The sequence below is a fragment of the Streptomyces sp. CA-106110 genome, assembly GCF_050936285.1.
Classification (GTDB): Bacteria; Actinomycetota; Actinomycetes; order Streptomycetales; family Streptomycetaceae; genus Streptomyces.
The window spans coordinates 9,354,584-9,367,182 of sequence record NZ_JBNJNB010000001.1 but is presented as its reverse complement, the minus strand read 5'-3'; the positions used below and the strand labels follow the sequence as shown (position 1 = coordinate 9,367,182).

Annotated in this window: 13 protein-coding genes; 7 read left to right on the top strand and 6 right to left on the bottom strand. The window is 71.2% G+C overall.

Going from position 1 to position 12,599, the window contains the following annotated elements; translation table 11 throughout:
- Nucleotides 1-118 precede the first annotated feature (118 nt).
- The 5 genes from ACQEXA_RS43145 (at nt 119) to ACQEXA_RS43125 (ending at nt 5,106) form a co-directional block, all read left to right on the top strand.
- Nucleotides 119-1,468, top strand: a complete 1,350-nt coding sequence (locus tag ACQEXA_RS43145; RefSeq protein ID WP_432925762.1) for a ferredoxin reductase family protein — start codon at nt 119-121, stop codon at nt 1,466-1,468.
- A 7-nt stretch (nt 1,469-1,475) separates the two neighbouring features.
- The gene (locus ACQEXA_RS43140; protein WP_432925764.1) at nt 1,476-1,991 is read left to right on the top strand and encodes an FMN-binding protein; all 516 of its coding nucleotides are present in this window, start codon (nt 1,476-1,478) and stop codon (nt 1,989-1,991) included.
- A 124-nt stretch (nt 1,992-2,115) separates the two neighbouring features.
- Nucleotides 2,116-3,453, top strand: coding sequence for a ferredoxin reductase family protein (locus ACQEXA_RS43135; protein WP_432939003.1), 1,338 nt, complete (start codon nt 2,116-2,118; stop codon nt 3,451-3,453).
- 27 nt (nt 3,454-3,480) lie between these two features.
- Nucleotides 3,481-4,305 carry an FMN-binding protein gene (locus ACQEXA_RS43130; RefSeq protein WP_432925766.1) on the top strand — a complete coding sequence of 275 codons (825 nt, stop codon included), beginning with the start codon at nt 3,481-3,483 and terminating at the stop codon, nt 4,303-4,305.
- Nucleotides 4,306-4,317: 12 nt separating this feature from the next.
- Nucleotides 4,318-5,106, top strand: coding sequence for an FAD:protein FMN transferase (locus tag ACQEXA_RS43125; RefSeq protein WP_432925767.1), 789 nt, complete (start codon nt 4,318-4,320; stop codon nt 5,104-5,106).
- 78 nt (nt 5,107-5,184) lie between these two features.
- Here ACQEXA_RS43125 and ACQEXA_RS43120 read toward each other — a convergent pair whose 3' ends face one another.
- From ACQEXA_RS43120 to argC, 5 genes are read right to left on the bottom strand one after another with little or no spacing between them, the layout of a single operon-like run.
- Nucleotides 5,185-5,721 carry an arginine repressor gene (locus ACQEXA_RS43120; protein ID WP_359389835.1) on the bottom strand — a complete coding sequence of 179 codons (537 nt, stop codon included), beginning with the start codon at nt 5,719-5,721 and terminating at the stop codon, nt 5,185-5,187.
- Between the two features lie 7 nt (nt 5,722-5,728).
- On the bottom strand, nt 5,729-6,937 hold the full coding sequence (locus ACQEXA_RS43115; RefSeq protein ID WP_432925769.1) for an acetylornithine transaminase: 1,209 nt from the start codon (nt 6,935-6,937) through the stop codon (nt 5,729-5,731).
- Complete coding sequence (gene argB, locus ACQEXA_RS43110; protein ID WP_432925771.1) at nt 6,934-7,860, bottom strand: acetylglutamate kinase; 927 nt, start codon at nt 7,858-7,860, stop codon at nt 6,934-6,936. Before argB ends, ACQEXA_RS43115 begins: the two co-directional genes overlap by 4 nt.
- Nucleotides 7,857-9,008 carry a bifunctional glutamate N-acetyltransferase/amino-acid acetyltransferase ArgJ gene (argJ, locus tag ACQEXA_RS43105; protein WP_432925773.1) on the bottom strand — a complete coding sequence of 384 codons (1,152 nt, stop codon included), beginning with the start codon at nt 9,006-9,008 and terminating at the stop codon, nt 7,857-7,859. Before argJ ends, argB begins: the two co-directional genes overlap by 4 nt.
- Entirely contained in the window at nt 9,005-10,033 is a 1,029-nt protein-coding gene (gene argC / locus ACQEXA_RS43100) for an N-acetyl-gamma-glutamyl-phosphate reductase (protein WP_432925775.1), read from the bottom strand. The genes argJ and argC overlap by 4 nt, the downstream gene beginning before the upstream one ends.
- 232 nt (nt 10,034-10,265) lie before the next feature.
- Here argC and ACQEXA_RS43095 point away from each other — a divergent pair, with 232 nt between their 5' ends.
- Nucleotides 10,266-10,796 (top strand): hypothetical protein, encoded by a 531-nt coding sequence (locus tag ACQEXA_RS43095; protein WP_432925777.1) that lies wholly within the window; start codon nt 10,266-10,268, stop codon nt 10,794-10,796.
- A 112-nt stretch (nt 10,797-10,908) separates the two neighbouring features.
- Here the strand turns inward: ACQEXA_RS43095 and ACQEXA_RS43090 are convergent, their stop codons facing one another.
- Entirely contained in the window at nt 10,909-12,144 is a 1,236-nt protein-coding gene (locus tag ACQEXA_RS43090) for an IS701 family transposase (RefSeq protein WP_433132447.1), read from the bottom strand.
- Between the two features lie 60 nt (nt 12,145-12,204).
- On the opposite strand from ACQEXA_RS43090, the gene ACQEXA_RS43085 reads away from it, so the two are divergent.
- On the top strand, nt 12,205-12,531 hold the full coding sequence (locus tag ACQEXA_RS43085) for a hypothetical protein (RefSeq protein WP_432925780.1): 327 nt from the start codon (nt 12,205-12,207) through the stop codon (nt 12,529-12,531).
- The last annotated feature ends 68 nt before the right edge of the window (nt 12,532-12,599 follow it).

Genomic DNA, 12,599 nt, shown 5'->3' with positions numbered 1-12,599 from the left:
GGGTCCCCTGCCCAGGGGCCCCTCCCCCGGTTTCTTCAGCACGGGCTCAGATTCCTCAGAGCCGCCACAGAGGTTCCGGCGGCACAGTTGCGTTCCCGATGTCCGAAAGGAACGGATCATGACCACGGTCCACCAGCAGCAGGCGCCGCCCGCGCCACCGCTCGTCAGGCGCTTCCCGGCAGGCCTGGTGCCGGCCCTGCTGTGGGCCGGGGCGGCGGCCGTGGTGGCCCTGTGGTGGCAGAGCACCGGCTCGGTCGTGGGCACGGCCGGCCGGCTGCAGGGGGCGGGACGGATCGCCGGTCTGCTGTGCGGGTACTCCTGCGCGGTGCTCGTCGGGCTGATGGCACGGGTGCCGCTGCTGGAGCGGCGGATCGGTTCGGACCGGGTGGCGCGCTGGCATGCGATGGCGGGGCGGTACACGGTCTGTCTGCTGGTCGCGCACATCGTGCTGATCCTGGCCGGGTACGCCGCGCAGGACCGGGCCTCGATCGTGCACGAGACGGTCAACGTGGTCCTGCACTACCCCGAGATGCTGAAGGCCGCTCTCGGGACCCTCGTGCTCTTCGCGGTGGGCATCACCTCGGCGCGTGCCGTCCGCCGCAGGATCAGCCACGAGTTCTGGTACTACACGCATCTGCTGACCTATGCGGCGGTCTTCCTCACCTTCGGGCACCAGCTGGCGCTGGGCGCGGAGTTCATCGGGAACAAGGCCGCGCAGGCCGCCTGGTACGTGCTGTACCTGGGCGTCGCGGCCCTCGTCGTGTGGTTCCGGCTCCTCGTCCCGGTGCGGGCCAATCTGCGCCACCGCTTCCGGGTGGAGTCGGTGCACCAGGAGGCACGGGGCGTCTGGTCGGTCGTCGTGCGCGGCCGGCGCCTGGACGAGCTGGACGCCGAGCCGGGGCAGTTCTTCCGGTGGCGGTTCCTCACCCGCGGCCTGTGCTGGACGTCCACGCCGTACTCGTTGTCGGCACCGCCGCGCCGCACCCAGTTGCGCATCACTGTCAAGGCGCTCGGCGACCACAGCACATTGGTGGCCCGGCTGCGGCCCGGCACCCGGGTGTGGGCGGAGGGCCCGTACGGGTCGCTGACCGCGGGCCGGCAGACCACGGGCAGGTCGCTGCTGATCGCCGCCGGCGTCGGGATCACCCCGCTGCGCGCCCTCTTCGAGACCCTGCCGGGCGAGGTGACCTTGCTGTACCGGGCCGGCGCGGCCGAGGACCTGGCGCTGGGGGCCGAGCTCGAGGCGATCGCCCGCTGGCGCGGCGCCCGGGTGCTGTACGCCCTCAACGGCGAGAACGGCTCGCGCCCGCGCCTGACGCCCGGGGCCCTGCACTCGGCGGTGCCCGGTCTCGCCGACCACGACGTCTTTCTGTGCGGCCCGCCCGGCTTCGCCGAGGACATGTACGAGGCGCTGCACGCGGCCGGCGTCCCCGACCGCCGTATCCACCACGAGTCGTTCGAGCTGTGAGGCCGTCATGCACCCGTTGAAGAGGAAGAGCCCGCTGCGCCGGATCGTGCTGGCGAGTGCCGCCACCGTCACCGGGATGGTGCTGCTGCTGTCGCTGAAGCCGCACACCCCGCCCGCTCCGGCCGTGGCCGCACCTGCCCCGACCAGTACTGCTAGCGCGTCGGCCGGATCCGGCGGGTCCGCTGGGTCCGGCGACGCGGGCGGTTCCAGCGGATCGAGCGCGCCGGCCACGGCGAGCACGGCGGGCACGAGGACCGTCACCGGGGACTCGGTCGAGACCCGCTACGGCCCCGTCCAGGTCCGGATCACGGTGAAGAACGGCGAGCTGACCGATGTGACGGCGGTGACGTACCCGCAGGAGAACCCGAGGGACCAGGAGATCAACAGCTATGCCGTCCCGCAGCTGAACCGGGAGGCGCTGGCCGCCCGGAGCGCGAACATCGACGTCGTCTCCGGGGCGACTTACACGAGTCAGGGTTACCAGCAGTCACTCCAGTCGGCACTGGACTCTGCGAAGGGTTGAACGCGTGGCCGTTCCGCCACGTACCTGTGGGCCAAGGGGGCCACTGGCCTCACCCGTCCCACGGAGGACCACGGAGGAGACCGTGTCCACGATCGCCGGTGGCCGCGCCGCGCGGCGCCAGACGATGCGCGCCATCCGCCCACGCCGCTCCCCTGCCGTCCCGCTGGTCGTCGCCGTCTGGGCGGGCGCGGCGGGCGTCATCTGGCTGTGGTGGATGAACACCCCGTCCATCGCCGACAACACCAGCAAGATCCTCAACGCGGGCCGGATCACCGGCCTGCTCGCCGGCTATCTGATGGCGCTGGTCGTGCTGCAGATGGCGCGGGTGCCCGCCCTGGAGCGCCGCGTGGGCTCCGACCGGGTCGCCCGCTGGCACGCGATGACGGGCCGCTACACCATCTGCCTCGTCCTCGCCCACCTCTTCCTGACCATGTGGGGCTACGCCCTCCAGGCGGGCAGGAGCCTCGGCGGAATCGTGCAGCAGACCATCGACTCGATCAACCAGCTGCCGGACGTCGGCCTTGCCGCCATCGGCACCGGTCTGCTGGTGCTCATCGGGCTGATCTCGATCGGCCCGATCCGCCGCAGGATCTCCTACGACCTCTGGTACCACGTCCATCTGCTCACCTACGCGGCCACGTACCTGTCGTTCTGGCACCAGCTGTCCACGGGCAACGAGTTCGCCGCCCAGCCGGAGGCGAAGACCGCCTGGTACGCGCTGTACGGGTCGGTGACCGCGCTCATGGTCTGGTACCGGATCATCACCCCGGTACGGCTGAACATGCGCCACCGGCTGCGGGTCGAAGCCGTCATCGAGGAGACGCCCGGGATCGTCTCGGTGCTGATGAGCGGGCGCAAGCTGCACCGGATGGGCGCGGAGGCCGGGCAGTTCTTCCGCTGGCGGTTCCTCGCGCCCGGCATGCGCTTCAGTTCGCATCCGTACTCGCTGTCGGCGGCGCCCCGCCCCAACATGCTCCGCATCACCGTGAAGGCGATCGGCGACCACAGCTCCGCGCTGCGTGACCTGGAGCCCGGCACCCGGGTGTGGGCCGAGGGCCCGTACGGGGCGCTGACCGCCGACCGGCGCAGCCGCGGCAAGGTGCTGCTGGTGGCGGGCGGCGTCGGCATCACGCCGATGCGGGCGCTGTTCGAGACACTGCCCGGCGCGGCGGGTGATCTGACGCTGCTGTACCGGGCCAACAGCACTCAGGACCTGGCCCTGTGGGACGAGCTGGCCCAGATCGCCGAGGAACGCGGGGCACGGCTGATGTACGCGGTCAACAGTCCGGACGGCGAGCGCCCGGACATCTCCGCGGACACTCTGCGCCGCAAGCTGCCGGACATCGACCGGCACGACGTCTTCATGTGCGGGCCGCCCGGCTTCGCCCAGCAGGTGTACGAGGCACTGCGCGGCGCGGGGGTCCCTGCCCGCCGCATCCATCACGAGTCGTTCGAGATGTGAGCGACGGACATCAGGAGCTCAGGAGAGATGAGGAACAGCCACCCCATTCGGCGTGCCGTGCTGGCGGGCGCCGCGACCGTGTCCGGGATCGTGCTGCTGCTGTCGCTGAAGCCGGCGTCCGACCCGGCCTCGGCCCAGGCGGCCGACGGAGCCGCCCCCCAGCAGACCGCGGCGGCGCAGGAGTCGCCGCAGGGCGGCAGCGGGCAGCAGACGGGCACGCGGACGGTCACCGGTGACGTGGCCCGGACCCAGTACGGCAACGTCCAGGTCCGCCTCACCGTCAGCGGCGGGAAGATCACCGAGGCCGAGGCCGTCCAGGCACCCAAGGGCGGGGTCAGCGACCAGAAGACCGCCCTCGCCGTGCCCAAGCTCAACCAGGAGGCCGTCGCCGCGCAGAGCGCGCAGATCGACGCCGTCTCCGGCGCCACGTACACCAGCGGCGGATACAAGCAGTCGCTGCAGTCGGCGATCGACAAGGCGAAGGCCGCCTCCGGGAGCGGTTCGTCGGGGGTGGCAGGCGGTTCCGGGTCCCGGAGCGGTTCGTCGGGGGCGGCAGGCGGTTCCGGGACCTCGGCCCAGGCACGTACGGTGACGGGTGATGTGTCCCAGACGCAGTACGGCAACGTCCAGGTCCGCCTCACCGTCAGCGGCGGGAAGATCACCGAGGCCGAGGCCGTCCAGGCACCCAAGGGCGGGGTCAGCGACCAGAAGACCGCCCTCGCCGTGCCCAAGCTCAACCAGGAGGCGGTGAGCGCGCAGAGTGCGCACATCGACGCGGTCTCCGGCGCCACGTACACCAGCGCCGGATACAAGGAGTCGCTGCAGTCGGCCCTCGACAAGGCCGGTGGCTGAGTGGTCGGCGAGATGACCGACCCCGCCGGGGCACCGCCCGCGCTGCGCCATGTGGAAGAGGTGATGGGCACCGTCGTCTCCTTCGACGTGCGCGGAGGCGCGCCGGGTACCGTACAGACCGCGCTGGAGCAGGCGGTCGCGGGCCTGCACCGCGTCGACGAGGTGTTCAGCACCTACCGGGAGGACAGCCAGGTCTCGCGGCTGGCCCGTGGAGAGCTGACGATCGAGGAGTGCGACCCGGAGGTCGCCGAGGTGCTCGCCCTCGGCGCCGAGGCGGAGCGGGTGAGCGACGGCTGGTTCAGCACGAGGTTCCAGGGCGAGGTCGACCCGACCGGGATCGTGAAGGGCTGGGCGGTCGAACGGGCGGCCCGGCTGCTGGCGGCGTCCGGGGCGGACGGGGTCAGTGTGAACGGCGGCGGAGACGTGCAGATGTACGGCATGCCCGCACCGCACCGGCCCTGGCGCGTGGGCATCGCGGACCCGCTGCGGCCCGGCGGGCTCGCGGCGGTGGTCTCCGCGGCCGTCGACCGTGAACTGGCCGTGGCCACGTCCGGGACCGCGGAGCGCGGCGCGCACATCGTCGACCCCCGCACCGGCAGATCCGCTGTCACGGACCTGGTGGCGGTGACCGTGGTGGGCCCCCGGCTGACCTGGGCCGACTGCTGGGCCACGGCCGCGTTCGCGATGGGCTCGCGGCAGGCGCTGGACTGGCTGGAGTCCCTGCCGGACGTGGAGGCCCTGCTGATCACGGCGGGCGACGAGGTGCGGTGCACCGGAGGCCTTGCGGCGCGCCTGGGATAAAGGGCACGCCCCCTGGGGTGAGCAGGAGAGACGAACGCGGGAGGGCGTACCGGTCCGGTACGCCCTCCCGAACGTGTCTCAGTGGTTGTTCTGCGCCAATCGCAGCAGATGGTCCGCCAGCGCCTGGCCACCGGTCGGGTCGCGGCTGATCAGCAGCAGTGTGTCGTCGCCCGCGATGGTTCCGAGGATGTCGTGCAGTTCCGCCTGGTCGATGGCCGAGGCGAGGAACTGGGCCGCACCCGGCGGTGTACGCAGGACCACGAGATTGGCGGAGGCCTCCGCGGAGATCAGCAGCTCCTGGGACAGGCGCCGCATCCGCTCCTCCTTGGCCGACTCGCCGAGCGGCGCGCGCGGGGTGCGGAAGCCGCCCTCGCTGGGGACCGCGTAGATGAGGTCTCCGTCGGTGTTGCGGATCTTCACCGCGTTCAGCTCGTCCAGGTCCCGGGAGAGCGTCGCCTGGGTGACGCTCAGCCCGTCGTCGGCGAGGAGTTTCGCCAGCTGGCTCTGGGAGCGCACCGGCTGCCGGTTGAGGATGTCAACGATCCGGCGGTGGCGTGCGGTGCGGGTCTGCGGCAGGGCGGGCCCCGCGTGCTCGTGGTCCTGCGCCTGACTCATCGTCGTCTCATTCTCCGGCTCGTCCGTCCCCGTTCACTGCGTCGAGGACACCGGGAAGCGCCCGGAGGAACACCCCCACCTCGTCGTCGCCGAGGTTCAGCGGCGGCATCAGCCGTACGACGTTCGGGGCGGGCGCGTTCACCAGGAGACCGGCGTCCTGAGCCGTCTGCTGCGCCCGCGGCGCGAGCGGCTCGGTGAGCACGATACCCAGGAGCAGGCCGGAGCCCCGGACATGGCTGACGAGCGGGTGCCCCAGGGACTCGATTCCGTCGCGCAGCTTCTCGCTCTGCCGCTTGACGTTGTCCAGGAGACCCTCGCCCGCGATGGTGTCGAGGACGGCGAGCCCGGCGGCGCACGCGACGGGGTTCCCCCCGAAGGTCGTGCCGTGCTGTCCCGGCTGGAGCAGGTCCGCGGCGCGGCCGAAGGCGACGGTGGCGCCGAGCGGCAGGCCGCCGCCGAGCCCCTTGGCAAGCGTGACCACGTCCGGCAGGACGCCTTCGTGGGCCTGGTACTCGAACCAGTGCCCGGTGCGTCCGACACCGGTCTGCACTTCGTCGAGGACGAGCAGCGCCCCGGTGGCGGCGGTGATCGCGCGTGCCGCCTTGAGATAGCCGGCGGGCGGGACGACGACCCCGTTCTCGCCCTGGACCGGCTCGATGATGACCAGGGCGGTGTCCTCCGTAACCGCGGCGGCCAGGGCCTGCGCATCGCCATAGGGGACGTGCGTGACATCGCCGGGCAGCGGAAGGAACGGTTCCTGCTTGCCGGGCTGGCCGGTCAGCGCGAGGGCGCCCAGGGTGCGCCCGTGGAAGCCGCCCTCGGTGGCGACCATATGGGTGCGCCCGGTCAGCCGTCCGATCTTGAAGGCGCCCTCGTTGGCCTCGGCTCCGGAGTTGCAGAAGAAGACCTTGCCGTCCCGGCCGAAGAGCTGGAGCAGCCGTTCGGCCAGGGCGACGGGCGGTTCGGCGATGAACAGGTTGGAGACATGGCCGAGCGAGGCGATCTGCCTGCCGACCGCCTCCACGACGGCCGGGTGGGCGTGGCCGAGCGCGTTGACCGCGATGCCGCCGACGAAGTCGAGGTACTCCTTGCCGTCGGCGTCCCACAGCCGGGTGCCCTCACCTCGGACGAGGGGCAGCCGGGGGGTGCCGTAGTTGTTCATCAGCGCACCCTGCCACCGCTGGGTGAGCTGCTCGTTGGCCGAGCCGGCGGTCATACCGCGTCCCCCTTGTTCCCCTGATCGGATGCGTCGGGCAGGACCATCGTGCCGATGCCCTCGTCGGTGAAGATCTCCAGCAGGATCGAGTGCTGGACCCGGCCGTCGATGACGCGGGCGGTGTTGACGCCGTTGCGGACGGCGTGCAGGCAGCCCTCCATCTTCGGCACCATGCCCGAGGACAGCTCCGGCAGCAGTTTTTCCAGTTGGGTGGCGGTCAGGCGACTGATCACCTCGTCGGAGTGGGGCCAGTCCTCGTAGAGGCCTTCGACGTCCGTGAGGACCATGAGGGTTTCGGCGCCCAGTGCCGCAGCCAGAGCCGCAGCCGCCGTATCAGCATTGACGTTGTAGACATGTCCGTCGTCCTGACTGCGGGCGATGGAGGAGACGACCGGGATGCGGCCGTCGGCGAGCAGGGCCTCGATCGCGCCCGTGTCGATCTCGGTGATCTCGCCCACCCTCCCGATGTCGACGGACACGCCGTCGATCTCGGGCCGGTGCTTGGTGGCGGTGATGGTGTGTGCGTCCTCGCCGGTGAGGCCGACCGCGAGCGGGCCGTGCTGGTTGAGCAGCCCGACCAGCTCACGCTGCACCTGCCCGGCCAGCACCATCCGTACCACGTCCATGGCGTCCTCGGTAGTGACCCGCAGGCCCGCCTTGAACTCGCTGACGATGCCGTGCCGGTCCAGGGCGGCGCTGATCTGAGGTCCGCCGCCGTGTACGACGACCGGCTTCAGCCCCGCGTGCCGCAGGAAGACCACGTCCTGGGCGAAGGCGGCCTTCAGCTCCTCGTTCACCATGGCGTTGCCGCCGAACTTGATGACGACCGTCTTGCCGTGGTGGCGGGTCAGCCAGGGCAGTGCCTCAATGAGGATCTGCGCCTTGGGGAGCGCGGTGTGCTTGCGCGTCGTTCCGTTGTTCATGAGGAGTAGGCGCTGTTCTCGTGGACGTAGTCGGCGGTGAGGTCGTTGGTCCAGATGGTGGCGGTCGCTCCGCCCGCGGCGAGGTCGGCAACGATGTGCACCTCGCGGTAGCGCATGTCGACGAGCTCCCGGTCCTCGCCCACGGAACCGTTCTTGCAGACCCAGACGCCGTTGATGGCGACATTGAGCTGGTCCGGCTCGAAGGCGGCCTTCGTGGTGCCGATCGCCGACAGGACACGGCCCCAGTTGGGGTCTTCGCCGTGGATCGCGCACTTGAGCAGGTTGTTGCGGGCGATGGAGCGGCCCACCTCGACGGCGTCCTCCTCGGTCGCGGCGTTGATCACCTCGACCTTGATGTCCTTGCTCGCGCCCTCGGCGTCGCCGATGAGCTGCCGGCCGAGGTCGGCGCAGACCTCGCGGACGGCCTCCGCGAACTCCTCGTCGCCGGGGGTGATCCCGGACGCGCCCGAGGCCAGGAGGAGCACGGTGTCGTTGGTCGACATGCAGCCGTCGGAGTCGACCCGGTCGAAGGTGACCTCGGTGGCGGCTCGCAGGGCCTTGTCCAGCGTCTCGTCGTCGGCGTCGACGTCCGTGGTGATGACCACGAGCATGGTGGCGAGGCCGGGGGCGAGCATGCCGGCGCCCTTGGCCATGCCTCCGACGGTCCAGCCCTCCTTGCTCACGACGGACGTCTTGTGCACGGTGTCGGTGGTCTTGATGGCGATGGCGGCCTTCTCGCCGCCGTGCTCGGACAGCTGGGCGGCGGCCGTCTCGATGCCCGGGAGCAGTTTGTCCATCGGCAGCAGGACGCCGATGAGGCCGGTGGAGCATACGGCGACCTCGATGGCGCCCCGGCCGAGGACCTCGGCGGCCTTCTCCGCGGTGGCGTGCGTGTCCTGGAAGCCCTTCGGACCGGTGCAGGCGTTGGCGCCGCCGGAGTTGAGGACGACCGCGGAGACCTGTCCGGCCTTGAGGACCTGCTCGGACCACTGCACCGGTGCGGCCTTCACGCGGTTGGAGGTGAAGACGCCCGCGGCGGCACGGCGGGGCCCGTCGTTGACCACAAGGGCCAGGTCCGGGTTGCCGTTCTCCTTGATCCCGGCGGCGATCCCCGCCGCCCGGAACCCCTTTGCTGCCGTGACACTCACGGTGCGACTCCGATCGTGGAAAGCCCGGTGCTCTCGTCGAGCCCGAGGGCGATGTTCATGCTCTGCACGGCGCCGCCCGCGGTGCCCTTGGTCAGGTTGTCGATGGCGCTGATCGCGATGATGCGGTGCGCGGCGACGTCGTACGTGACCTGCAGTTGAACGGCGTTGGAACCGTAGACATACGCGGTGGCGGGCCACTGCCCCTCGGGCAGCAGCCGGACGAACGGCTCGTCGGCGTACGCCTTCTCGTACGCGGCGCGCACCGATTCGGCGGTGACGCCGGGCCTTGCCTTCGCGCTGCACGTGGCGAGGATGCCCCGGGGCATCGGCGCGAGGGTCGGCGTGAAGGAGACGGACACGTGCTCGCCGGCGGCGGCGCGGAGGTTCTGGACTATCTCCGGGGTGTGCCGGTGGACACCACCGACACCGTACGGGGACATCGACCCCATCACCTCGCTGCCGAGCAGGTGCGGCTTGGGGGCCTTGCCCGCGCCGGAGGTGCCGGAGGCCGCGACGATGACAGCCTCGTTCTCGGCGAGCCCGGCGGCGTACGCGGGAAAGAGCGCGAGCGAGGCGGCGGTCGGGTAGCAACCGGGCACCGCGATGCGCTTGGACCCCTCCAGCGCGGCGCGGGCGCCCGGCAGTTCGGGCAGGCCGTAGGGCCAGGTCCCGGCGTGCGGGGTGCCGTAGAACCTCTCCCAGTCGGCCGCGCTCTCGAGCCGGAAGTCCGCGCCCATGTCGACCACGAGCACCTCGGGCCCGAGTTGCTCGGCGACGGCGGCGGACTGCCCGTGGGGCAGGGCGAGGAACACGACGTCGTGTCCGGCGAGGACCGTGGGGGTGGTCTCCTGCAGTGTCCGGTCGGCGAGGGGCAGCAGATGCGGCTGCAGCGCGCCGAGCCGCTGACCGGCGTTGGAGTTCCCGGTCAGGGCACCGATCTCGACCTCCGGGTGCGCCAGCAGCAGACGCAGCAGCTCCCCACCCGCGTAACCGCTCGCTCCGGCCACCGCCACGCGTACCGCCATGGAACCCTCCTCCTGTATGGCATGACTATACGTTCTGTTGCACGTTTATGCAATCCTCGACAGCGGGACTCTGTCGAAGCCCGTGTGACTGAGCGCTTCAGTTGGCCCATGAGCGGTCGAGTTGGCCTGTGAGTGTCTGGGGTGGCCCGCAGGGTAGCGGTCGCCGCACTCACCTGCTGGGTTTTCGTGGGAAGTTGTACGGGAGGCCGCTCGGGCGGGCTGTGCTGGTGGCATGGAGGTATCGGCCCGTACTCTGGCCCTTGAGCCGGGACCCGTGTGGTCACACAACTGCACCCTCGATGACCTCGTCGTTCCGTACGCCGTCGACCCGACAGCAGCCGCAGGGCTGGAGACGGGGCCGGGGTGGACGTGTCGGTGGATCACGGCGTGGAAGGCGGCTCGGGCTGAGGTGATCTGCCCCGTCCGGGACCTGGCCGGCTTTCCGGTGTTCGTGTCGGCCCCAGTACGCGCCTTCACCTGGCAGGCGGGACAGCGGCACCGTCCCGGATTGCAGTACATGCTGGCCACAGGCCGGATGCATGGCTTCGAGAGCCTGGCTGAGCGCCGTCTGCTGCTGGCGTTGGACTTCGTGGGTGGTGTCGAGGAGGTGCTGGCCCAGCCGTTCAGGTTGCGGTTCACCACCGCCGACGGCACCGAGGACCACACCCCGGACTTCCTGGTGCTGCTGCCCGGGACAGCGGTGCTGATCGACGTCCGGCCCGGCCATCTGATCAAGGACAAGGACCTAGTAGGGCTTGGTTAGGTTGGGATGGGCTTGGTGTGTCTGGGTGGGGGCAGCGGCGTCCGGCACAGCGGGCAGCGCCCGGCCCAGCAGGCCAGCAGGACCTGCAGTCCGGCCACGACCTGGTAGGTCGTCAGGCCGTGGCCGCCGCTTTCGGGGACAGTCGCTCCAGGGTGCAAAACGCCTGGGCGACCGAGGCCAGGGTGAGGTGCCGGTGGAAGCCGTTCCAGGTGCGGCCCTCGAAGTGACCCAGCCCCAAGGCGGTCTTCAGCTCGCGGTAGTCGTGCTCGACCCGCCAGCGGAGCTTCGCCGAGCGCACCAGGTGCCGCAGGGGGGTGTCCGCGGGCAGCGTGGAGAGCCAGTACTTGGTCGGCTCCTTCTCGCCGGCGGGCCACTCGGCCAGCAGCCAGCACACCGGCAGGTCCTCGCCGGGGTGCGCCCGGCGCAGCCGCACTCCGGCGGGGCGCACCCGCAGTGCGGCGAACCGCGAGCGCAACGGGCCCTTGGAGCCCTGCCGCCAGGTCACCCGGTGCAGGGCGCCGTGCCCGGCGTCCTGCACCAGCGTGCGCACCGAGGTGGGTGCCTGCCGGTAGCGGGGCACCGGGGGCCGGCCGGTGCCCGACCAGGCCGGAGCGGTACGCGTGGCGGTCTCGGGCAGCACCGCAGTGTCCGAACGCACCCCGACCACGTAGTCGATGCCGCGCTCTTCCAACGCCAGCCGGAAGGCACCGTCTTGACCGTAGCCCTCGTCGGCCACGATCAGCGGCGGGTCCAGCCCCCAGCACCGCAGCTCGTCGACCATGTCGACGGCCAGCTGCCACTTGGCGACATGCCAGACCTCGTCGGGGATGTGGGCCCGGCGGCGGCGCTTGGCCACCTGGTCGGCGTCCTCGGCGGGCGCGGCGGTCACGTCCCACTGCTCGGGCAGGAACAGCCGCCAGTTCACCGGACAGGAGGCCGCGTCGGTGACCAGGTGCACGCTCGGGGCGACCTGGCAGTTGGCGGTCTTGCCCAGCGCCCCGCAGTACTGCGCGGCCACGCCGGGCGAGGCGTGGCCGTCCTTGGGAAAGGACACATCGTCGATCACCCAGGCGGCCGGGCGGATGACCGGCTCCATGCGCCAGGCCAGCTCGGCCAGCACCATCTGATGGGACCACGGGGCGTCGGCCAGGAACTGCTGCAGGCCCTGCCGGTCCACCCCCAGCCGGGCCGCCATCGGCTCCATCGACTTGCGGCGGCCCGCACCGAGCAGCCCGCGCACATACCGCTCGCCCCACCGCCGCTGGTCGGACCGTCCCAACGGGGCGAACACCTCGGCCGCGAACGCCGCCAACCGGTCCTGGGCCTCCACGAGCTCCTGCGGAGCCATGGCCCTCACCTCCGCGAGGCCAACACGCCCTCCTTCCCCCAAGATAACCAAGCCCTACTAGTGAAGTTCGCCGCGGCCGAGCGGGCGGCAGCCGCAGCCGGATGGCGCTACCTGGTGGTGACCGGCTGGCGCCATAACGTGGTCACCGGGCTGGACGCGCTGTCTGCCCGACGTCGGCCGATGGCCGACCGTCTCGGCCTGCACGGTGAACTGCTGGAGTTGGCCTCCGAACGTCCACGGCGGTTGGGAGAGCTGACGGACGCCACGTCGCTGCCTGCGGTCGCTCGCGCGCATGCTGTCCATCTCCTATGGCACCGGCGCCTGGCGGTGGATCTTGCCCAGCCGTTGGGTGACGCTGCGTGGATCTATCCGACGGGGAGGCCGTGATGCTTGAGGGGCGCCAGCGATCAGGGGCCGAAGATCTCCAGGAACATGATCTGACCAGGGCACGGATC

What these genes read in the sequence shown, in the direction of transcription:
- ACQEXA_RS43140 (WP_432925764.1), top strand. Translation starts at nt 1,476, where the DNA reads ATGCACCCGTTGAAGAGGAAGAGCCCGCTGCGCCGGATCGTGCTGGCG.
- argC (WP_432925775.1), bottom strand. Translation starts at nt 10,033, where the DNA reads ATGGCGGTACGCGTGGCGGTGGCCGGAGCGAGCGGTTACGCGGGTGGG.
- argB (WP_432925771.1), bottom strand. Translation starts at nt 7,860, where the DNA reads ATGAACAACGGAACGACGCGCAAGCACACCGCGCTCCCCAAGGCGCAG.
- ACQEXA_RS43145 (WP_432925762.1), top strand. Translation starts at nt 119, where the DNA reads ATGACCACGGTCCACCAGCAGCAGGCGCCGCCCGCGCCACCGCTCGTC.
- ACQEXA_RS43115 (WP_432925769.1), bottom strand. Translation starts at nt 6,937, where the DNA reads ATGACCGCCGGCTCGGCCAACGAGCAGCTCACCCAGCGGTGGCAGGGT.
- ACQEXA_RS43130 (WP_432925766.1), top strand. Translation starts at nt 3,481, where the DNA reads ATGAGGAACAGCCACCCCATTCGGCGTGCCGTGCTGGCGGGCGCCGCG.
- ACQEXA_RS43090 (WP_433132447.1), bottom strand. Translation starts at nt 12,144, where the DNA reads ATGGCTCCGCAGGAGCTCGTGGAGGCCCAGGACCGGTTGGCGGCGTTC.
- ACQEXA_RS43125 (WP_432925767.1), top strand. Translation starts at nt 4,318, where the DNA reads ATGACCGACCCCGCCGGGGCACCGCCCGCGCTGCGCCATGTGGAAGAG.
- ACQEXA_RS43120 (WP_359389835.1), bottom strand. Translation starts at nt 5,721, where the DNA reads ATGAGTCAGGCGCAGGACCACGAGCACGCGGGGCCCGCCCTGCCGCAG.
- ACQEXA_RS43135 (WP_432939003.1), top strand. Translation starts at nt 2,116, where the DNA reads ATGCGCGCCATCCGCCCACGCCGCTCCCCTGCCGTCCCGCTGGTCGTC.
- ACQEXA_RS43095 (WP_432925777.1), top strand. Translation starts at nt 10,266, where the DNA reads ATGGAGGTATCGGCCCGTACTCTGGCCCTTGAGCCGGGACCCGTGTGG.